Origin of the sequence: Paenibacillus sp. Root52 (assembly GCF_001426865.1) — a bacterium.
In the GTDB taxonomy this organism is placed as follows: Bacteria; Bacillota; Bacilli; order Paenibacillales; family Paenibacillaceae; genus Paenibacillus.
Genome location: NZ_LMFO01000001.1, coordinates 658,964 through 679,860, shown reverse-complemented (window position 1 = coordinate 679,860; position 20,897 = coordinate 658,964). Strand labels below are relative to the sequence as shown.

14 protein-coding genes are annotated in these 20,897 nt (G+C 44.6%); 2 read left to right on the top strand and 12 right to left on the bottom strand.

Features of this window, described 5'->3' with window-relative positions:
- Positions 1 to 289 precede the first annotated feature (289 nt).
- From ASD24_RS31490 to ASD24_RS02805, 11 genes are all read right to left on the bottom strand, one after another.
- On the bottom strand, positions 290 to 472 hold the full coding sequence (locus ASD24_RS31490) for a heme-binding protein (protein WP_056691188.1): 183 nt from the start codon (positions 470 to 472) through the stop codon (positions 290 to 292).
- Positions 473 to 744: 272 nt separating this feature from the next.
- Positions 745 to 1,902, bottom strand: coding sequence for a glycoside hydrolase family 88 protein (locus ASD24_RS02850; protein WP_056691185.1), 1,158 nt, complete (start codon positions 1,900 to 1,902; stop codon positions 745 to 747).
- Between the two features lie 43 nt (positions 1,903 to 1,945).
- Positions 1,946 to 3,391 carry a glycosyl hydrolase family 28 protein gene (locus ASD24_RS02845; protein ID WP_056691182.1) on the bottom strand — a complete coding sequence of 482 codons (1,446 nt, stop codon included), beginning with the start codon at positions 3,389 to 3,391 and terminating at the stop codon, positions 1,946 to 1,948.
- 101 nt (positions 3,392 to 3,492) lie between these two features.
- Positions 3,493 to 5,067: an extracellular solute-binding protein gene (locus ASD24_RS02840; RefSeq protein ID WP_056691179.1), complete on the bottom strand. Its 1,575-nt coding sequence runs from the start codon at positions 5,065 to 5,067 to the stop codon at positions 3,493 to 3,495.
- A 78-nt stretch (positions 5,068 to 5,145) separates the two neighbouring features.
- Positions 5,146 to 6,018 (bottom strand): carbohydrate ABC transporter permease, encoded by an 873-nt coding sequence (locus ASD24_RS02835; protein WP_156395303.1) that lies wholly within the window; start codon positions 6,016 to 6,018, stop codon positions 5,146 to 5,148.
- A 29-nt stretch (positions 6,019 to 6,047) separates the two neighbouring features.
- Complete coding sequence (locus ASD24_RS02830) at positions 6,048 to 7,022, bottom strand: ABC transporter permease (protein ID WP_056691176.1); 975 nt, start codon at positions 7,020 to 7,022, stop codon at positions 6,048 to 6,050.
- Between the two features lie 235 nt (positions 7,023 to 7,257).
- Positions 7,258 to 9,474 carry a helix-turn-helix domain-containing protein gene (locus ASD24_RS02825; protein WP_056691172.1) on the bottom strand — a complete coding sequence of 739 codons (2,217 nt, stop codon included), beginning with the start codon at positions 9,472 to 9,474 and terminating at the stop codon, positions 7,258 to 7,260.
- Positions 9,475 to 9,800: 326 nt separating this feature from the next.
- Positions 9,801 to 14,072 carry a discoidin domain-containing protein gene (locus tag ASD24_RS02820; RefSeq protein WP_056691170.1) on the bottom strand — a complete coding sequence of 1,424 codons (4,272 nt, stop codon included), beginning with the start codon at positions 14,070 to 14,072 and terminating at the stop codon, positions 9,801 to 9,803.
- Positions 14,073 to 14,332: 260 nt separating this feature from the next.
- Complete coding sequence (locus tag ASD24_RS02815) at positions 14,333 to 15,052, bottom strand: hypothetical protein (RefSeq protein WP_235540300.1); 720 nt, start codon at positions 15,050 to 15,052, stop codon at positions 14,333 to 14,335.
- A 124-nt stretch (positions 15,053 to 15,176) separates the two neighbouring features.
- Positions 15,177 to 16,481: a sensor histidine kinase gene (locus ASD24_RS02810; RefSeq protein WP_235540299.1), complete on the bottom strand. Its 1,305-nt coding sequence runs from the start codon at positions 16,479 to 16,481 to the stop codon at positions 15,177 to 15,179.
- Positions 16,482 to 16,600: 119 nt separating this feature from the next.
- Complete coding sequence (locus tag ASD24_RS02805; RefSeq protein WP_056691165.1) at positions 16,601 to 17,308, bottom strand: response regulator transcription factor; 708 nt, start codon at positions 17,306 to 17,308, stop codon at positions 16,601 to 16,603.
- 157 nt (positions 17,309 to 17,465) lie between these two features.
- Here ASD24_RS02805 and ASD24_RS02800 point away from each other — a divergent pair, with 157 nt between their 5' ends.
- Both ASD24_RS02800 and ASD24_RS29805 read left to right on the top strand, forming a co-directional pair.
- Positions 17,466 to 17,723: a GlsB/YeaQ/YmgE family stress response membrane protein gene (locus ASD24_RS02800; protein WP_056691161.1), complete on the top strand. Its 258-nt coding sequence runs from the start codon at positions 17,466 to 17,468 to the stop codon at positions 17,721 to 17,723.
- Positions 17,724 to 18,073: 350 nt separating this feature from the next.
- Positions 18,074 to 18,577: a hypothetical protein gene (locus ASD24_RS29805; protein WP_082560249.1), complete on the top strand. Its 504-nt coding sequence runs from the start codon at positions 18,074 to 18,076 to the stop codon at positions 18,575 to 18,577.
- Between the two features lie 156 nt (positions 18,578 to 18,733).
- Here the strand turns inward: ASD24_RS29805 and ASD24_RS02790 are convergent, their stop codons facing one another.
- The gene (locus ASD24_RS02790; protein ID WP_056691159.1) at positions 18,734 to 20,701 is read right to left on the bottom strand and encodes an elongation factor G; all 1,968 of its coding nucleotides are present in this window, start codon (positions 20,699 to 20,701) and stop codon (positions 18,734 to 18,736) included.
- Positions 20,702 to 20,897: the final 196 nt, after the last annotated feature.

Below are 20,897 nucleotides of genomic sequence, written 5' to 3'. Positions count from 1 at the left end.
TGCATCTCAACTTAGAGATGATTGCCTAACACTTCTTCTCTAGAGATTGAAATGAATATTCGATTACGAGTCCATTGTATGTTCTGAAAGGGTTTACTTATATCACAATTCTCGTATTTTTATCACGAATTACATATTGACATTTTGGATTTATGAGCAGACCTTCTCTCATATTTCCATTCCTACATCTTCTACGTTTCATTGGATCAATTTGTAAATAAACGAAAAACCGTTTCCGCTAAATCGGAAACGGTTGCTACTTTAATCCTGAGACTTAATTATGGACTACTCAAATAGTTGCACACGGAAACATGGGAATCTTTTTTTGTAGTGCTATACTCAGAGCACGAACGACCAGTTCATGATCCCTACCCTCGTGTAGTCCACTTAGTGCAAGTGTTGCAACCCATTCATCATGTACGCGAATTGGGAACGCTCCGCCTGTAGGAATGTAGTGAGGAATAATCTTCATTTCTGCATTCCACTGTCGTTCAAGACATGGTCAACAGGCATCCACAGACTGGAGTGCCCGACTAACTTAGCGACTCTATCTTTGCCTTCTATTTTCGATCTTTAAGTCTACTTCATTTAACACGGATTTTAAACAGTATTTTTACAACATAAAACCCGCCTATTCCTTCTGTAGAAATAGGCGGGTTCAGTACAGCAGGTTTTGTGTTTGGCATCCATCCCCTAGCGTTTCATATACTATGTTCACATGTACTATACTCACATGATGATTGCTTACCAAAGATACAGATCTTTTCCCTTTAATTTGAAGATCGCTTCAATAAAGAAATAATCTCCATAAATGATGGACTGGTGATGTTCTTTCGCATGATAAGCCGCTGATCCATTCACTAGGATGCAGTCACAGCTCTTTGTCCAGTCTGAACGAGCCTCATCGAGTACCTTCAAGAGCTTGATCGCAGCACGGAGATAGATCTCCTTCTCATGAGGTCCGACAGCCTTAGATATTTCAATGAGTCCACAAGCAGCGATGGCTGCGGCCATGGAGTCTTCGTATGCAGGTTCTTTTGGTTGCCTAAAGTCAACAGGAATAATTCCGTTCTCTGGTATATTCGCGATAAAATAATGAGCAATGCGTTTAGCTGCATTAAGGTAATCTTCTTTGCCCGTATGAATATAGCTCATCATAAAACCGTAAAGCCCCCACGTCTGACCTCTGGACCAGGAAGAGCCGTCCCCATATCCTTGTCCTCCATACGTTCTTACGACTCCCCCATAAAACGGGTCAAATTCAACAATATGATGAACCGATCCGTCCGGACGTACAAAGGTTTTCATTACTGTATCCGCATGCTTCAAGGCGATCTGCATAAAACGTGGATCCCCGGTTTCTTCTGTGGCCCAATAAAGGAGCGGAATATTAAACATACAATCAATAATCGCCCAACCTCGACTATCTTCTTCTGGAAGGTCGTTCCACGCTCGTATAAATTCCCCTACTAGATTATAGCGACCTGCCAGAAGATTAGCTGCATGTAACGCCCGTTTTCGGGACTGTGGATTTTGGGTGAGTTTATAGTTCGCAACGCTGGTTGGCAGCCACATAAAGCCCACATCATGATGCAATCCGTAATACTGCTGCAGCCCGGCATCTAATTTATCTTCTGTAAGATTCGCATACTTTTTGTATTTCTCCTGACCCGTTACATGATACATTTGCCACATCATACCACCCCAGAACCCATTGGTCCACCAATTGATTCCGTCAGCGTGCGTCCCGCTTGGATTTTGGACAGATCTGTCATCATGTACTCCATTTATAGTCGTATAAGGAATTTTATCCTTCGATTTCTCACTCACCCAGTCCATTTTTTCGATTATACGTTGAACGACTCCTTGAAGCCAAATATTCGAATTTTCAATGGTTAACATGGCTATTCTCCTGCTTTCAGTTTAATATCTATATAGCCAAATTCTAGTTATAGTCGTGGATCTTAATTTTAGCGACGTGGGCTCCGACTACAAGATCTTTGTCTTTGCATAAGTGTTCACCATTTAGCATTACATTCTCAAATCTCACATTCTCTACCTTGCGACCTATGTCGTAGCCTTCAATATGGGAAGGATTCAGACAACTTCCGTTATACTCAATATTTTTGAAAAGAATATTGCGGATCCGTTTACCTGGAGCAGGATTATACTTTGGATTTTGTAGCACTCTCACATTAAACAATTCGCCTAATTCGAAAGGTTCAATACGGATGTTCTCATACAGCACGTTCTGTACCGTGTTATTATCTCCCGCATTGATCGCTAGACAACCCCAGTAGTCCGGCTGTGGTTCGTGATGTTCCAGAATATCTATATCGCTGAGTACAATATCCTCAATTATATCTCCGTCTCCTTCATAGTTGCCGTGTGTACCTATATTGGCTGGGTGCGCCACATCTGCCCATAAGATCGAACGTTGAACTCGAACTCTCCGGGTATCTCCCTGATATTCGCCCCGAGAGGCATAGATTGCAATGCAGTCATCCGAAGTACGCAGAAATACATTATCAATGTTCACATCCGAACAGGCCATCATGTCAATGCCATCTGACCAGCCTCGCGTGCTGAAAGTTTTGATGTTACAAATATCTATAGCTTCAGATTGCCCGATCAGGATTGTATAATGGGGCGGATCGATGAATGTTATGCCTTCAATGGATATATTTCGGGAATAACTGATTTCTACCCCGCGATAAAAGGTCGTTTTCTCAAAATCAGACATATACAATATTCCTCTTCCTCGAATGACCACATCCTCCACGCGGTTACAGATAAATCCTCCATAGATGACTGCACCACCGGCGATATAGATAATTGTATGGGAAGGTACCTCTAATCGAGATGTATCAAAATGATGGATACCGGGTTGAAAATAGATCACATTGGTTCTCACCGCTGAACCCACACGTGCCAAAGTCTCCAGCATGTCTGCCGTATGATGCATTCCGGGGGCTAGCAGCAAAACACCCTCATCTGAAACTTGCGGAATATCCTGCTCCAGCGGATTAGCAAAGATGTGCAAATTGTGGAATCGGTCTCCATCCACTTCTAAGGATAGCTGCTGCGGACCGTCCAGATGAAGCGACATGTGGTTTGCTTCCAACGCACAGCTTAAGCCTGCTGAGATCGGGCGGACAATCGCCGCCTGAACAGTTCCCGTATTTTTCACAATGTGCAGTTCTACCGGACCGTTACAATCGAACGTGATCATCGATGCATTACGAACATCATGCATATCAACCTTCACATTGTAGCTAGACAAGAGATGCCATTCTCCGTGCGGCTTACGAACTTTCACAGTGAAGTCAGAGTTAACTACGGCACCAGTCGGGGCTGGATAAACCACTACATCGGTATTAACAGTCTGCATATACTTCCTCCTCTAACCCCAGAGATGAGCCGGTTAGCAGACGAGCACCATTCCCACGTTCATCTGCTAACGATCTTGCCTTCATCTCTGAAAAGTTCTTTTTATTTATTGCGCTCCTCATAGATCTGTTGAGCCTCATCCAGTTCCGACTGTCCGCCCGAGTTCAACCACTGTGACCGAAAATCATCAAAGTCTTTGTCCGTATTGGCTTCACCTGAGATGGCTTTAATATAATATTGAGCCTGCAAAGTATTTAAAATTGCCTCGTACTGGGCTTTCGTCGTCATAACCGTGGACTGCATCAGATCAGTCAGGACAGTAACATCCTCAACATTAGTCAATTTCTCTTTGAAAGCCAGCTTTTCAGGAGAATAGTGATGCTTCATCATGGAACTTACTTTGGCACCGAATGGATTATAGAAACCTGCACCCAGTTCACTCATTAACTCGGTACCCGCCGCGGCTTCCGTAATAACTGCCAATTCGCCTTCAAGTTTATAAGAGTTTCCTTTTTCGCCAAACACTGTCGTTAAGTAGCCCTCTGTATCCGTTGTGACATACTCAAGAATTTGCAAAATCTTGATTCGTTTGGCATCATCCTTCTCCAGCTGTGCTCCAAACAACAATGGAGGCTGCAAGGCTCCGTTAGCCATCGCATACTTCTTGCCGTCCGGTCCAGCGAACGGAACACCGGGAACAAGCTCAATGCCTTTATCTTTGGAGATCAGTCCAAAATATCCATCATCATACAGATGGTGCCACATTCCTGTCTCGATGATGCCCGTTCGCAGACTGACAAACTTGGTTTGAATCTCGCTGTTGCCATCTGTGATGAACTCAGGATCGATAATGCCCGCCTTATACCATTTATTTAGCAGCTTCAGTGCATTGCGAGCTTCCTCTGTAATCGCGCCATAAGTTACTTTGCCATTTTCGTCTAGCTTGAACTGGTACGGAGCTACTCCGTAAGCTGCAAACACCGTATTGAACAGCTGCGCCTGAGCATCCTTGCCTCGTCCAGTCAAGCCATACGTATCCTTTTTACCGTTACCGTCCGGGTCGTCATTCAAGAATTTGGTCAGCACATCCTCAAGTTCGGCAAGACTCTTTGGCGGTTCATTGTAACCAATAGCCTTGAGCCATTGTCCGTTATAGGCCGGAATAAACCCTGTTGCGCCTTCTCCCCATACTTTGGGAACCCCCCAATTCTTGTCGTTGTATGTCCCCGGATCCCAGGCATTCGGATCAACACTTTCCACGTCCGCCGTGTATTTAGGCATATATTGCTTAATTTCCTCTTGGGATACACTCGCAAGGATACCTTGATCCGCCCATTGCACCACATCACCTACAGTGCCATCTACCGAAATAATGTCCGGAATCTGGCCGGAAGCCAGCATGACATTGAATTGTTCTTTCCAGGTAGCCGTTTCGAAGGAAATATTCTTGAACTTCACATTAAATTTATCTTCCAAAAACTTTTGAACGTAATTGTTATCGGCTTTTGGGATATTCCAGTTGTTTGCAATTGAAATTTCCATCGGCTTCTCAGTGCCCTTGTCTGAAATATCACCTGTACTATTTTCGGTAACTCCTCCACCACTGCAACCGCTTACCAACACTGAAGCAGACAACACTATACCTAGCATACTGGTCAACAATCTCTTTTGTTTCATCTCTGAATTCCTCCTTTTGATCTAACGATTCTTCTTATTTGAATCAAGACACCTTGAGGCAACTTGAATGGATCCTTGTTAACCTTTAAGCGAACCTACCATCGTTCCTTTCACGAAATACTTTTGCAAAAATGGATATACCATAATAATGGGTAGTGCGGTGAACATGAGTGTAGCGGCTTTTATCGGTTCCTGGTATCCCAATTCCGAGCCCTTAACATCTGCTGCGAACATGGATAGATTCTCTCCTGTGATGACCACTCGTCTCAGAAAGGTCTGAAGTACCTGCTTGGAAGGATCCTGAATATATAACACTGCGTCAAACCAGGCATTCCAATGTCCTACCGCAGACCATAGTGACAAGGTGGCGATAACAGGCATTGATAACGGAAGTACGAGCTGAAACAAGATACGCAGATCGTTCGCACCATCAATTTTCGCCGAATCCTCCAGCTCGTCAGGTATGTTTTGAAAGAAATTACGCAGAATCAGCATAGAGAACGTACTAATCAATCCGGGGATAATATACACAAGCCGCGAATCCAGCATTCCCAGGGATTTGATCAAGAAATAGGTAGGAATCATCCCGCCGCTGAAGAACATCGTGAACACAATGATCATGGTATACACATTACGATGCGGTAAATATTTACGAGATAGCGGATATGCCCCTAACGACATGAACAGAATCGAACATATCGTCCCCACTACGGTACGAAAAACCGTATTTCCGAATCCCATCCAGATATCCTGACTACCCAATACCTTCTCCCATGCAAAAAAGGATACCTGCTGGGGATACAGATGGATCCCCAATCTCAATGCTTCTGCCGGTGTACTAAATGAGATCGAAAGCATATGCACAAAAGGATACAGCATGACAATACATAAGATCATCATGAACATAATCAAACCCAACTGAAACAGGTTACTGCCCCTGCTATACTTCACTGCCTTGTCCTCCAATCTGGTTATTCTGTTTAGAAGAGCCCCTGCTGTCCAAACCTTTTAGCCATATAGTTCGTTGCCAGTACTAGCGCAAAAGCAATCACATTCTTGAACAGGCCGACCGCTGTCGTCATGCTAAACTGGAAGTTTTGTAAGCCTACCCTGTAAACGTAAGTATCCAGAATATCCGCCACACTATAGGTTGCAGGGGAGTAAAGGTTCAGAATCTGGTCAAAGCCAGCATCCAGCACATTGCCAATACGTAGAATGAACATCAATACAATGACCGGCATAATCGTCGGAAGCGTAATACTGAGTGTCTGCCTCCAGCGACTCGCTCCGTCCATCACCGCGGCCTCGTACATCTCGGGCTGAACGCCCGCTAGTGCGGCCAAATAGATAATCGTGCCCCAACCAACTTCTTTCCAAATCGCCGAAATGACCAGTGTTGAGCGGAAATGATTCGGATCTCCCAGAAAATAGACCGACTCCAAACCCACAAGCTGGAGTAGATAATTGACCACACCGGATGATGGAGACAACAGTGTGATTAAAATCCCTGAAAGAATGACCCAGGAAAAAAAATGCGGCAGATAGGTCAGCGATTGTGCTATCCGCTTGAAAGCACCTGAGCGGATCTCATTAATTAGTAGCGCAAGGATAATCGGTGCCGGGAATCCAAACAGAATATGCAAAAAACTGATGATGATCGTATTCTTCAGAATCCGCAAAAAATCAGGAGATTGAAAGAACAAAAACTCGAAATGCTTGAAGCCGACCCACGGACTGCCCCAGATTCCATCCATGATTCTGAAATCCTTGAAGGCCAGCTGGATCCCGTACATTGGGCCGTATGCAAAGACCGCATACCACATCAGCACCGGAGCAAGAAGAAGAAATAGATATCTGCACTTCTTGTATTCCCTCCAAGTTGCTGCCCATTTTGACGGCTGTTCATTATAGATACTTTTCTTGCCGTCCACTTCCGGATTATGCACCGGGTTCATGATAACTGCTCCTTTCCAACCATCCAAAATTGCTCAAGTCCACACTCCAATCTTAGTGTTATGTAAGCGCTTTTTCTATTGTAAGTTCTTTCGATTCTTTATGATTTCTTTCAGGGTTTCTTATAAAATCTAACGAATTCATAAAAAATGACTGCTGCTTGGATAACATTCGTTAAATGCTCCAAACAACAGCCCATATGCACCGCCTTACCTTCTATCTCTATCTTTGCTTCCCCTATTCCTTATCCAGAGACAAAGAATCCAGCGTTGCCAGCTGTGAATTCCGATATTGTACAGGCGTTACGCCATAACGTGATTTGAATTTACTGTGAAAATACTGCGGATTCCGGTATCCCACTTGTGTTGCAATAACCGAAACCGACAGACGTGGTTGATCACGCAGTAGATCCGCTGCTTTTTCCAGTCGCAACCGCGTTACATATTCCGTAAATGATTCTTTGGTCCCTTCACTAAAAAGGGTAGAAATATATGCAGGGGCTAGTGATACTTCCTTCGAGAGGATCTGAAGAGATAACTCTTCATGCAAATGATCTGCAATGTATACCTTCAAAGTTCGAATGACATCCGTATGTGCATGGTTGCCCGCATACCTCAAATGTTCAGTAATCTGCATACATAGTCTACGTATACCTTCCACCGTATCGATCAGCGTATCCTTTTTTAATTCATCAAAGATATTGGAATGGGGTAGAAAGTGTTGTAATTTCAACTCAAGCACCGATTGATACAATTGCATTATTAATTGCAGCACAGCGAGCTCTGCAGTCTCGATCTGCATGTGACCATCCTGAAGAACCTCTAGAAAATGATTAATAAACTCAGCAACCGTTTCCTGATCTCCCGCCTGTAATGCATTCTTGAAATGATCGTATTGAAACAGATAAGGGGTTGTGTTCATGTCCTGCACGCTGGAGTATGCAACGATTGAATCTTTTCCATATAAAAAGTGATATCTACTTGCCTGCTTGGCCATCTGATACGAATCAGCGAGTGCTTCTGGGTGTCCTACCCTACTTCCCATTGCCGCTCCAAACCGGGAACCCGACTCCGTAGATCGCTGAAGCTCCTGCAACTCCGCTAGGATACGCTTCTCTGCGTCTTGTTCATCAGGAAGAATACAATAAATCATAGCCGCCTCATTCTCATTTAATGGAACGAATATGCTATGGAAAGACCGATTCATCTTTTCATAATGCATCTTCAAACCTGCACTGCCCTCTTCCGGAATTCGGAGATAGACGGTGCTATAATCATATCCTGTTTGAATGAATTGCTCCGCTTCAATCTCTAAACTTACGCCAAGCAAGAGGTTTTTCAGATGGTTTTTCTTGGCTTGGGTCTCAAGGTTTACGATCTTTTCCTCCATCAGATGAAAGGTGTTACCAATGAAAGCGTACTCATTACCTAAGGAGGTGACGGCACTTGATGTATGCAAACCTTTGATCTGCATCATCAGTCTCTTGATCGGGATGTAGAGCTGTTTGGAGAAAAAGAACGATAGTAACAAACCGAATAACACAACTACGCCGCAACTAATTACAAGACTGTTTTTCAACTGTTCGGATGATAGGACAAATGAGTTCATCGGACGATACATCGCATATGTCCATTCCTGCTGCGAGTTGGCGGACTCCAGGTAAGACAGCACGGCTTTGCCTTCTGCTCCTTCAATAATCTGTTCTCCACTATGCTTGTTGTGAATGGTATTCTGCAATAACCCACTGAGCGTCTCATTATACTGTCCCGTGTGCAGCAGCTCTTGACCGGAAGAGTCGAAAATATACAGCTGGTCTGCCGAGGAACTCAAAATTCGGGACGCCGCCGTCTGTAGATACTCCACCCCAACATCCATGAAGAAATACCCCATAGTGGGTACGCCAGGTGTCTCGTATGGCAGTTTAATCACATAGGTCATTACCTTGCTACCATCCGCCAATGTCCGAAACAGCCATTCTTTAGAATTCACTTCGTTCAGCTTAAAGATGAATTCAGCATCTTCTGATGTATCACTCTCCATATGGAAGTTACTGGCATCCACGACATAATGATTAGCCGGAAAATAAACCGTAACATTGGCTAGACCTTCATTTTCAATCCTGTAGAATTCCAGTTCCTGCCGAAAGGAGGCAATTCGACTCAAGTTTCCTTCCCAGCTCTTCGTTAACAATAGATTCAAATTGAAATTATTCTGAATAAATCGAATGGAAAGTGCTTTATTCTGCAGATTGTCTTCATATTTCTTTAATATCGTCTGCTCGATATAATCCTTGGCAGAGCTCAGGCGGTTTTTATTGTCTTTGGCAATCTCATCCTCCATCATTTCATTGGCTTGGGTATACCAATACCCACCCATGATGCCGATCAGCACCACGGACAGAACGGTGTATGACAATATAAATTTGATAAAGATCGTTTTTTTATATTCAGGCATTTACATCCACCCCCTGTTACTTCGTTCTTCGGTGTGCGATCCCATCTCTACGGCAATGTATGCGCTATCATAAATGAGGTCAGCTATAGTTATTCATATTGCTTAAGCTATCAAATTCATTCTCTAAAATCCAGTATAAAATCTTTCACTTTATTCTAATTTCTTTTAACCGTGTACCTGATCTGCACCGATCTGCTACAGTACAATGAAAAAAATGTCCCATAGCCTCCTTATTCAAGGGCTTCGGGACATAAACGCTTGCTTTCTTTACATCAAGGGTTTCGTTAAATTCTTACTATTTTTTCATTCTGGAACAACACGACCGTTCATCCTTCATCGTTCGTTACCGTCTTAGTGATCAGCCCCTGAATCGCCTGAAGTAGCTCGGTAGCTGCGGAGTCAATCTGTGCCTGGGTACGATCAGCATCTTCCGCTATTGTTGTGGCCATTGATCTGGCTTCCAGCATGGTGGTGAAGCTAGCCTCATCATAGATTTCCGCATCTAATGTACCCGCTTGTTCCAGAAGCTTTACCAGCAGCGTTGGGTCAGTGGGCTTTTTGTACAATTCCAGTTCGGCCACATTGGTATAGCCGCCCGGTGAGTAGTACCTCAGATATCGGAACGATGTATCATTGGTTATCGGAGCTGTATACCATTGGACGCTGCCGATCCCGCTGATGGTATACAAATCGGTGTATTGCGTACCATCATTAGAACCCTGAAGCGTAGCTCCGTTAACTCGCGTTATTTCTGAAGCCTTACCATTTCTCGGATAGAACTTGAAGCTCGATAATGACTCGGCCTGATTCTCTCCCAAATCAATATCGATCCATGACACAGCGTCCGTGGTATCAGTAAACGTATCTACATTGCCGTCCACGGCACGCCAACCATTCTGTTCTTTGGTTCCCTTGTTCTGATAGACTGGCGTGGAAGCCGTCACCATGGAAGGTGTTATGCTAATCTTCTGTGCAGGCAGCGAAACAAGAGAAACCAGCTGCTCTTGAGCTTGGTACAGCTTCTGCAACAGAGCAGGACGATCCGATGCGGGATGGTTAAAGAGTGCTCGAATTCGCTCAACCTCTTGCATATATTCGTAATAGCTTCCCTTAGTATATCCATCCGGGCTAACTACTTTGGAATCAATGCTGCGAATATCATATTGTCCGTACAATTCCACTTCTGCCACGTTTCCGTTCCATGCAGCGCTGTTGTAAATTCTCAGATATCGGTAAGCATCATGCTCTACGATTCTATTCCCACCAATATAAGTCCACTTGCCTTCTGCTGTTCCTGCGACAGCTGAAATCAAGTTCGTCCAGCTATTATTGTCGTTCGAACCTTGCATGACAACGCCATTCATTCTTGCAGGATAGGAGGCTCTAGGCATCAGCATGATATCGCTCAGCGTAACCGATACATCAGGCCCAAAATCAACCGTATAGTAGGCTCCAGCTCCAGTAACCAGATCGCCGTAAGTGCCCGTATTGCCATCAAACAATAGATAGCCTACCTGCTCTTTACTCAGTCCGCCTGTACCATACTGTTTATCTGAAGCTGTTACGGTGGCCAGCCTGGTTACATCGAGGAGCTTGGATTGGTTTACTAAATACAGGGAAGAATGATCGGTCGTGAAGATGGTAGGATCTACCGACATTCCATTAGCCGCCTTATAGTCGATGGCAAACTTGATAGGCCCTGTAGGTGCAAGATTGTCCATGACTGCCGATGCCGTCCAGTTCAGGTGATCCGTTGAATGCACCGTTGCCTGCTTACCTTGAATTACAGCCTGCACATCATGAATAGGTTCGGTCGATTCAAAGGTCAGCACAATCGTATTGCCTGTATTAACGCGGTTCTGATTGCTCTCGGGAGAGCTTATTGTAAGAGATTGAATTTTATTATTCGTTTCGTGTCGTTTTCCGAATATTCTCAATTCGGACAACTCCAGCATGGTACTCGATGGCTCAATCATCTGAATCTTGAAGAAACGGAAGAGCGTATTTTTGTGTGCTTCGCTGACCTCCAGTGTCTGCATATCTTCTGAAACGACGGTTAACTCTGGAGTTAATCGTGTCCAGCTTTCATTATCATTGGAGCCAAAAACAGCAGTACCGCCAATTCGCTCAGGAAAGCTCGCCCTTACCTGAAGGGAGAAGGCATCTGCACTCACTTTATAATCCGGTCCAAAATCCATCGTGTGCGTTAAATTGATGGCATTACCATAAAATGCAAAGCTTCCTGCGTAATTATCCAATAAATTGAGCGTTTCATTATAGAACGTTGCGGCAGCCAGCATATTGGAATAATCTATGCTTCCATCCTGAAGCTGCGGTGTTAATTCCTGAAGATCCACTACCGCAGCTCTCAATTGCATCAGTTTTTGCAAAAATTCGTCATCCGAAGCCGTTGTGATTACGTCCATGATATCCGAATATATGCGATTGTAGTGCATCAAACTTGTCGATACATAACTGATTTCCGGGATATAGGGGACGATGACTACATCAACAGCAGATGCTCGGTCACCGCTTACAACGATCCTGACTTCTTTGGCTGTAATGGAGGTTCCATCCGTCGCTCCTACTATTACATAATAGGTTCCGACTTGCTCCGGCTTCCACGAAAAAGCACCCGTACTCTCGTCAAAGACAGCCCCCGCAGGTTTATGATTAATCTGGTAGGTGACGTTGTCATTTGCGTCTGCATCTGTGGCCGAGAAATCGTACTGCAATGCAGCATCTGATCCGACATACGTGTACAGATCAAGAGAGCTTCCGCTATCGTCAAAGACAGGTGGTGTCAGCTGTTCACTTGCTTTAAGATGGATGTGATCCATATCCACCTGAGTGCCCGATCCCTGAATTTTGAAATAGGTCAAATCACTTAGCCCTCGTAGATGGTGCATCGTATAAGTTACATATTTCCACTGTCCCTGGGTATTATGCAAAATCAAAGGATCGTCTTCCCACCCATTGATTACAAGCTTGGCTGTACCATTGGTTCGTATTCGCAGTCCTATGGTTTTAACGGGAGTGCTGGTGCTGACAATGGAGATACGACTTCCTTCTTCCGTAGCTGTAATCTCTACAAAGGATGTTTCACCCTCTTGTTTGATCTCGGAATTAGAATCCAGACTTGTAGTTCGGTGCTCTATTTCATTCCAATCTGCATTCGTCGATACTTTGGGAAGTGTTGTTGCACCTTCACTCGCTGCTTCTGCAGGGATAAACATCCAATAATCAGCGCCTCCATCTGGAGATTCCCAATAGAAAGGCAGCCGCTTTTTAAACATATCGGCATAGTAGGGAGCTTCCTCTTCCATATCTACGCCTGCTGCATATTTGTAATAATAATAGAGGCCATAGACGTTGCCCCCAATACGTCCTCTGTACCCTTCAGCCAGCTCCTTATAGATAATAGTTGGATTGCCATTGGCATCTGTGTGAGCCGCAACCGGCGTCCATGGCGTATCATGACCCAGCATGAACTGTGCAAAATAATCAGCGGCCTTCAATATCCTTTGATCGAGATATTCGTAGGCATTAACCGCATTTTCCGCCGTGGACACCGTTCCTACGACTGGATCGACTTTGGTTTCCTGTGCCTCCAACAGGCGAGCCAAAATCTCCACATTAGTGATGTCTCCAGCGCCATGAGCCTGATCTCTGCCCATCTCCACATGCTGAACTCTCGGAGGAACCACTGCTTCACCTGTCAGAATATTAGTATCCACTAGTCGAAATAACTGCTTAATCGAGCCATTTTGTCCTTGATCCACAGCGCTCTCATTCACAGTAAACCATTCTACGCCCTCATTGTATCGTTCACGGTTACCTGTAAAGATATATCCTGACATGGCTCCAAGAAGGGGATACAGATGCTGGTTCATAAAATAACCGTTGTGATGCTGGAATGTATCAATGACCGGATAGATGAGATTAGTACTAAAATCGGTTGTGTCCTGGTCTGTCCACTTCAGTTCTTGTGTGGTGCTGCTGGTATATCTTAAAATTTCTGCTGCTGTCACCATGCGATTCAGTGGAATTCCGGTATGAATATGCGAATCATTGAAATAGCTGTATTTGGCCGGATCCATCTGAGACCAGATTCGGATAATACCCATCGCGTTAGCTCTGTACTCCTGTTCTCCTGTTACATAATACATAATAGCCTGCGTGTAGGCCTTTAAGCTATCTGCTATAAATTTGGAGTTGAAAGATTGGCTATTGAAATCCACGCTGCCAGGCTTTGTCGGATCCGAACTGCTACGATTGCTGGATGTAACGTTTCTAGATGCAGCTCCAGATTCGCTCATTCGATTAAAATAACTGTGCCAAGGCTCCTGCTTGGCCAGCACCTGCATGCGCATATTCTCCAGAATGTCTTTAGTAAGTCCAATACCAGGATGTTTGAAACCGCTTGCATCAATTTCCTCATAAATCGTTGGCAGATATTCTGCTGCTGTATTCTCGATCACAGACACCTCACCTGATACAGGATAAGGATAACCCCCAGCAACTAAACTAATGATTAACATAAACATGACAATACACTTAGTCTGGTTTTTTAAGCCGCGTTTTTGTCTTAAAACCATGTTCCCGCCCCCTTCATGTCGTAGACTTGTGTGCCATTCCATTCGTTATAAATTGATGTTTTGGTATACTATAACATTGCAGGATTTCTCAAACTTCGTCCATTGCAAATTCATTCAATTTGTTAAGATATCTTTCAAATCATCAAGATATTGCGAGCTGAAATAGGATTGGAGCAGCTTTCGTATTATGAGCGCAAAAGAAAAAAGCACCCTGAAGGATGCTACAAAAATGATATTTGACCAACATTGATCACTAAATATTAGTCCAAAAGGCTAAAGATCTGAATGCTCTCCACTTTGGCATCCTTGATATGAAACGACATCACATCTACATAGTTGGATGGCTCATAGCGGAAATCATCTTCCTCATCGGGAGCTCCATTACCAAGCAGTTTCCCCTCAGGGTAGGTATTTTTGAGTGTATCCAGACTATCTCCTGCTTTAATGTTACGCACTGTCGTGTACTTAGGATCTGTAATTTCGATATGGAAGATGGAGTCTTGTTTCCCCTCCGGTATACTTATTGTTTTAATCTCCAGTCCAGGATACGTATAAACCTTTTCTGTAAAACCGATTAATGTATCCATGTTTGTTCCATCATCGGCACTGTACGTATGAGATTTCAGGTTATCCGGTTTGCCCAGCATCTGTTCCATCTGATCTTCATTCGCTGTATCCGAGATCGCAATAGTGTGCTCATTATAGACAAAAGCAAGCTCCTTCAGCACCACATTGCCTTCCTTCTCGATCGAACCTTCTTTAATTGCTTCAGCACTCTCTTCTTCCGAATTTCCTGAAGCAGGTGCAGTAGAGTTGGATGCTTCTTCGCCTTTAGCCTGTTCGTCGGGCGTGTTATTTTCAGCCGAGTTCTGCGCCGCTTCTGGCGACTTGGCACTATTGGACTGGCAGCCCGCCAGTGCCATCGTTAGTAAAATACTCATCATTACAAAACATGCAGTTTTCTTTGTTAATTTCATCATGATCCCTCCATAAATGTATGATTTCTTCTTATGAAGTGATTATATAAAAAGCATTTGTTAGTCTGATAACAGAATTGTACCAATCTTGTAACGTACCTATTTAGTCTTGGGTTTAGATATGGGTTTATGCGCGAGGCAACACAATCGTGATAGTAGTCCCTTTTCCTAACTCGCTTTCCATGTCGATATATCCATTAAACCGCTCTACAATTTCTTTGCAGATCGAAAGTCCAAGACCCGAACCGTTCGCTGTGCTTGCATTTTTCGCCCGGTAAAATCGTTCCTGCACTCGCTCCAGCTCATCGCCCGCGATACCTATGCCTTGATCACGTATCCGAATGACCACCTCGCTTGGCGTATGCTCCATCTCCACTTCAATCTGCGAATGACTGCCTGAATATTTAATGGCATTGTCCATAAGGTTGGCGATCGCATGGGACATTAGCATTGGATTGACGTTGGCGTAGACTCTTGTCAGACCTTCATCTGCCGGATCTCCCTCCGTCTTATTAATTATGATCTTGATCCCTTTATCGTTCGCTTTGGCTTCCATATTCAATGCGACTTGCTGAATCAGTTCGTTCATTTCCGTTTTCTCCACTTCCAGTTCGTCAGAACCAGCCTTGTCGAATCGGGATAGCAACAACAGTTCATTAATCAAGCGCGTCAGCCGATCCGATTCCTGCAACAGATGAGCATAGATTTTTTGCAGTTCCTTATTTTCGTTCTCCCCTTCCACCAAGTATTGAGAGAAGCCACGAATGGCTGCCAAGGGTGTTTTTAACTCGTGTGATACGTTGGAGACAAATTGTTTCTGATACTGAATGTAATCATGAAGCTGGCGTCCCATGGAATCCAGTCCATCTGCCAGCATGCCCAGCTCATCCTTACGGTTTAGATGAATTCTCCGGAATTCCTGTCTAGAGAAATTTTGCACAGCGCCAAGCAACAGCTTAATCGGCTTAGTTGTGTTGCGGGCAATCCATAGACTGGATAACGTAATCAGTACAATAAATCCACCCGCACCCACAAATAGGATATAACGGATTTGATCCATAATCGCATAAAAGTAAGAAATATCCTCCACGAACTCATACACATAAGCGTTTTCGTAGAATTGATCCTGAATAGGCGTCGCAAAATAAAGCAGATGATCATCCGTTACGGTGTATGCATAGCTGCCGCTCAGGGCTTTCTCAATATTTTTCTCGAAAATGTGCGGTTTGCCATCATTAATGATGATGCCATCTACAGCCAAGCCTATTAACTGCTTGGAGCTGTCATAGATACGCACTTCTTTACCTGAAGCTTTCAGCTTCTCCAGAGCAAGTCTGACGATTTCCGTAGTCTGCGGCTCCCCTGATGATGACCTATGCTGTGCCAGCACCTCACGAAAGGACAGCTCGGACAGATCTGCCTTCTCCATCATCTGTTTTTCAATAGTGATGAAGCTGTAGTAATCGATGGCTTTATTGACCGCAAATATGATGATGCCGAAGGACAACACGGAGAAAAACAAATAATTCAGCAGTAGCCGAGTTGCGTACTTCAGGTCTCGCCACCCCCAAGCTGATAGCCAAATCCATAGATCGTCCTGACATACTTCGGTTCATCCGCGTTATCCTCCAGCTTCTTCCGTAATCGCATGATGGTCATATCCACACTGCGACTGTCTCCCATAAAGTCATATCCCCATCCGATCTGCAACAGCTCATCCCGGGTAAAGATTTTGTCTGGCCTTTTGAGTAACGTTTCCAGAATCTTAAACTCTTTAGCCGTTAAAGACACGGGTACACCATTTTTCAGTACCCTTCGGCTTTCCAGATCAAATGTCAGCTCTTCATGAATAATGCGTGTAGATCTCACTTCTGTTCCTTCACTTGATTCCTCCTTGCTCTCGTTTCTTCTCAGAATCACCTTGATCCGAGCGAGCAATTCACGGTTGTCAAAGGGTTTGGTCATATAATCTTCCGCGCCTAGCTCTAGTCCGAGTACCTTGTCGATGACCTCATTTTTGGCAGAGAGCATGATCACAGGAACGGCACGTTTCCCGGTGATTTCCTTGCAAAGGTCATATCCGGAGCAGTCAGGCAGCATCAAATCTAGCACCACCAGGTCGGGCTGAAAAGAAGCCAGCAATTGCAGTCCGGTTTTGCCATCTTCTGCAGTTTGCACATCGTAGTTTTCTCGCCTCAGCACGAGCTCAATTAAATCTCTAATTGCAACTTCATCGTCAATGACTAGTATTTTCTTCAATGTACTGCACACTCCTTCTAGCCTGGTTCCCTGCTTGAATCATCATTACCCTCATCTTAGCACAGACACTTTAGATTCCTCCACCAACTGGAAGATGAGGTCTATTCCACTGAGTCCAACATAACTTGTAATAAACCCGAAGAAAGGAGAACAAACCATGGATCTGCTCTGGGTACTCATTGTTGGTGGACTTATTGGCTGGTTAAGCGGCAACTTGATTGGACGGGACGTACCGGGCGGTGTTCTTGGAAACGTTATTGCGGGTTTTATCGGTTCCTGGTTAGGAACCGAATTGTTGGGAGCAAGGGGACCGGTGATTGGCGGATTTCATATTATTCCAGCCATCGTTGGCTCAATTATTGCCCTGCTCATCTTCTTCGCTCTGGCACGCGGAGGAGCCTTCCGAAGACGTTAACAAAGAGAAATCGATACCGTCGTTCATTAGATATTGTTTTAAAGATGCTGCCTTGGCATGAAGGTACAGGATAAACATAAAAAGACCGTAAGTGTTCATCGATGGAAGTTGAACACTTACGGTTCTTTTTTACGTGTGCTTCCACACCATAACTCCGTTCCTTCCTCATCGACCACTACGTAATCTTGAGCGTGGTCTACTTCTCGGAATGGAATTTACTGCTTTACTTATCGATCAGGTAAAGCTTTACAAATATTTTACAAAATCTATCAAAAAAAGAGTTGATTTCTATTCATTTTATGCTATATTTTACTAGAAATAAAAAAATATCCTAAAAGGAGCAGTCGACTATGAAAAAAATCGCAAAAAAATCGGTACTCATCTTGCTGGCACTGTTTATGCTTCAGATCACCCTCGTCTCGGCAGCTTCTGCGAAGAACTCTCTTACAGCAGGTGAATCACTAACACTAGGTCAATCACTTACATCGAACGACGGAAGATTTACTCTAATCATGCAGACAGATGGAAATCTAGTGCTTTACAAACAAGGGAAGTCGCTTTGGTCTACAAAAACAAGTGGTGCAAAATATCAATGGCGGGATCACACAGGTCATACAATCACAAGGTATCCGCAGGTGTTAAAAGTTCAAAATAATTTGCTTCGATTAACAGATTATAACGATTCTCATTGGTTTTGGTTTTCAAAAATACAAGACTGGACTAACGCCCACTACGGAGGTAATGTACCACCAGGCCTGAGTGGCGATACATTGGTTGTTCAAGACGATGGAAATGTTGTGTTCTACTCCACTGGAAAAGGTCCTGTTTGGGCTACCAATACAGGTGGACATTAATATCAACAAACAAAAGAGCCGCGCTTAGTGCGGCTCTTTCCTTATCTAAATCTGGGTGGATGAACGAGAACTCGCTTACGACCTTCAAGTAATACCTCTTGCTCTATCACATGATTAGACTCACTAAGCTCGATAATTGCTTAATTTCTTAAAAGATCATTTAGGTACTAATTCAAGGTGCATCTTGGCTTCAGCTTCATCCCATGGTACCGAGTAACCTGCTCCCTTGGCGCAAAAAATAGATGAAGATGTATATAGTGGGTCTGCCTCTTTGCGGTAGTCCATCCGCTCTATGACTTCCTCCGTGTTATGGCAGCGGTCGTATCCGCTGAACACGCAGCGTATACTGCCTCGTCCATGCGTAAAGGATGCCAATTCGGCACTGTAGTTCATGAAAGTTGATACGGGCACTCTGCCCGTGACCACTGCTTGCGTTCCATCTGTCTCTGGCGGATTAAATGTACCTGAAGCACGCTGAATATCGGACAGCACCCTACCCATTTCATCGAGAGTGACTTTGATTTTGAAATCGTAATAGGGCTCAAGCAGCACGATGTCTGCCTTCTCCATACCTTGACGTAATGCTCGAAAGGTAGCCTCACGAAAATCGCCGCCATGAGTATGTTCTTTGTGCGCGCGACCCCTCAGCAGCGTGATGTTCACGTCGGTGACTGGCATGCCAGTCAGCAGTCCGTGATGCTCCCGTTCGTAGAGGTGATTTCGAATCAGATTCTGATAGCTGACATTCAGATCATCGACATGACATCTGCTATCGAACGTGATGCCGGTTCCCCTTTCTCCCGGTTCAATTAGCAGATGCACTTCTGCATAATGTCTGAGCGGTTCGAAGTGACCGTACCCTATCACAGCCGAATGAATTGTTTCCTTATACAAGATTTCCGGTTGTCCAAAAGAGATAGCGAAGCCAAACCGCTCTCCAACAATCTGCTCTAACACTTCCAGTTGAATCAATCCCATGACGCGGATAGAAATCTCCTGCAATTTCTCATCCCAAACGACGTTTAGAGACGGCTCCTCTGCCTCAAGCGTGCGGAATGCACCGAGCACCTTCTGAACATGTATTGAATCGTCGAAAATCACTTTCGATTGTAAGGTCGGCTCCGAATCGTAAGTTAGCTTGTCAGATATCGACCCCAGACCTTGTCCGGTCTCGGTCGCGGATAATCCGGCAACGGCAAACAAATCCCCGGCTTCTACTTGTTCCACCGACTGCGATTTAAGGCCGTTAAACAAGAAGAGTCGCGTAATTTTTTCGTCATATTGAACCCCGCCGCTCTCATAACTAAGTTGTTCTCTCACCTTCAACCGACCGCCCAGTGCCTTAATGAACGTGAGTCTCGCTCCCCCTGCATCGTGCCGAATTTTATAAACTCTACCCTGGAACGAAGCATCCTCGTCATAAGTGGTTGTCGTCAGCAGGTGCAGCTGATCCAGAAATTCAACAACCCCAGTATCCTGAAGCGCAGAACCGTGAGCACAAGGGAAGAGAAGACCGTCCGCAATCATCTTCTGCAAGGCTTTCAACCAGAAACCAGAATCGTCTCTCCCCTCCAGGAAAGCTTCCAGCAAGGTTTCGTCCCGCTCCGCCATAGCCTCACGCAGCGATTCAGCGATGATACCGTCAGCGAACCTCTCTGTAATGCAACATACTTCCCCTGTCAACTGCTGCCGAATATCCAACTCGGTTCTGTTTGCATCCGCTCCAACTCGATCCGTCTTGTTTATAAAGAAAAACGTTGGGATCCGATGTTTCCGCAGTAGCTGCCAGACTGTTTCCGTATGACCCTGGACACCCTCAACTGCGCTTACGATCAAAATGGCATAATCAATGACCTGGATTGCCCGCTCCATCTCTGGGGAGAAATCGACGTGTCCAGGCGTATCTATTAAATAGTAGCTGTCACCTTTATACTCTAGTACTGCCTGATCTGCGAACACGGTAATGCCCCTTGCCCGCTCGATGTCGTGGCTGTCCAGAAACGCATCCTGATGATCCACCCGCCCTCGCGACCGGATACTGTTCGTATGGTACAGCAGTTGTTCGGCAAAAGTTGTTTTACCTGCATCCACATGGGCGAACAGGCCAATCGTTAGTCGTTTCATAGAATCCCACTTTCAACATTTCTTGTTATTACTGCTCATTTCATTAAAGCATAGAAATCGGGAGAGTGGGTAGGGGTTGGTTTGGAGATGAATTAGTCAACTTCAATCATTTTATCAAAGCAGTATGAATCTCTATCATAGCCATTATGCTCATAGAAAGCATGGGCTCCAGTTCGTTTCATTCCGGATAACAACT

What these genes read in the sequence shown, in the direction of transcription:
- ASD24_RS29805 (WP_082560249.1), top strand. Translation starts at nt 18,074, where the DNA reads ATGAAAAAAATCGCAAAAAAATCGGTACTCATCTTGCTGGCACTGTTT.
- ASD24_RS02825 (WP_056691172.1), bottom strand. Translation starts at nt 9,474, where the DNA reads ATGCCTGAATATAAAAAAACGATCTTTATCAAATTTATATTGTCATAC.
- ASD24_RS02845 (WP_056691182.1), bottom strand. Translation starts at nt 3,391, where the DNA reads ATGCAGACTGTTAATACCGATGTAGTGGTTTATCCAGCCCCGACTGGT.
- ASD24_RS02790 (WP_056691159.1), bottom strand. Translation starts at nt 20,701, where the DNA reads ATGAAACGACTAACGATTGGCCTGTTCGCCCATGTGGATGCAGGTAAA.
- ASD24_RS02830 (WP_056691176.1), bottom strand. Translation starts at nt 7,022, where the DNA reads ATGAACCCGGTGCATAATCCGGAAGTGGACGGCAAGAAAAGTATCTAT.
- ASD24_RS02800 (WP_056691161.1), top strand. Translation starts at nt 17,466, where the DNA reads ATGGATCTGCTCTGGGTACTCATTGTTGGTGGACTTATTGGCTGGTTA.
- ASD24_RS02820 (WP_056691170.1), bottom strand. Translation starts at nt 14,072, where the DNA reads ATGGTTTTAAGACAAAAACGCGGCTTAAAAAACCAGACTAAGTGTATT.
- ASD24_RS02850 (WP_056691185.1), bottom strand. Translation starts at nt 1,902, where the DNA reads ATGTTAACCATTGAAAATTCGAATATTTGGCTTCAAGGAGTCGTTCAA.
- ASD24_RS31490 (WP_056691188.1), bottom strand. Translation starts at nt 472, where the DNA reads ATGAAGATTATTCCTCACTACATTCCTACAGGCGGAGCGTTCCCAATT.
- ASD24_RS02840 (WP_056691179.1), bottom strand. Translation starts at nt 5,067, where the DNA reads ATGAAACAAAAGAGATTGTTGACCAGTATGCTAGGTATAGTGTTGTCT.
- ASD24_RS02815 (WP_235540300.1), bottom strand. Translation starts at nt 15,052, where the DNA reads ATGATGAAATTAACAAAGAAAACTGCATGTTTTGTAATGATGAGTATT.
- ASD24_RS02810 (WP_235540299.1), bottom strand. Translation starts at nt 16,481, where the DNA reads ATGATGGAGAAGGCAGATCTGTCCGAGCTGTCCTTTCGTGAGGTGCTG.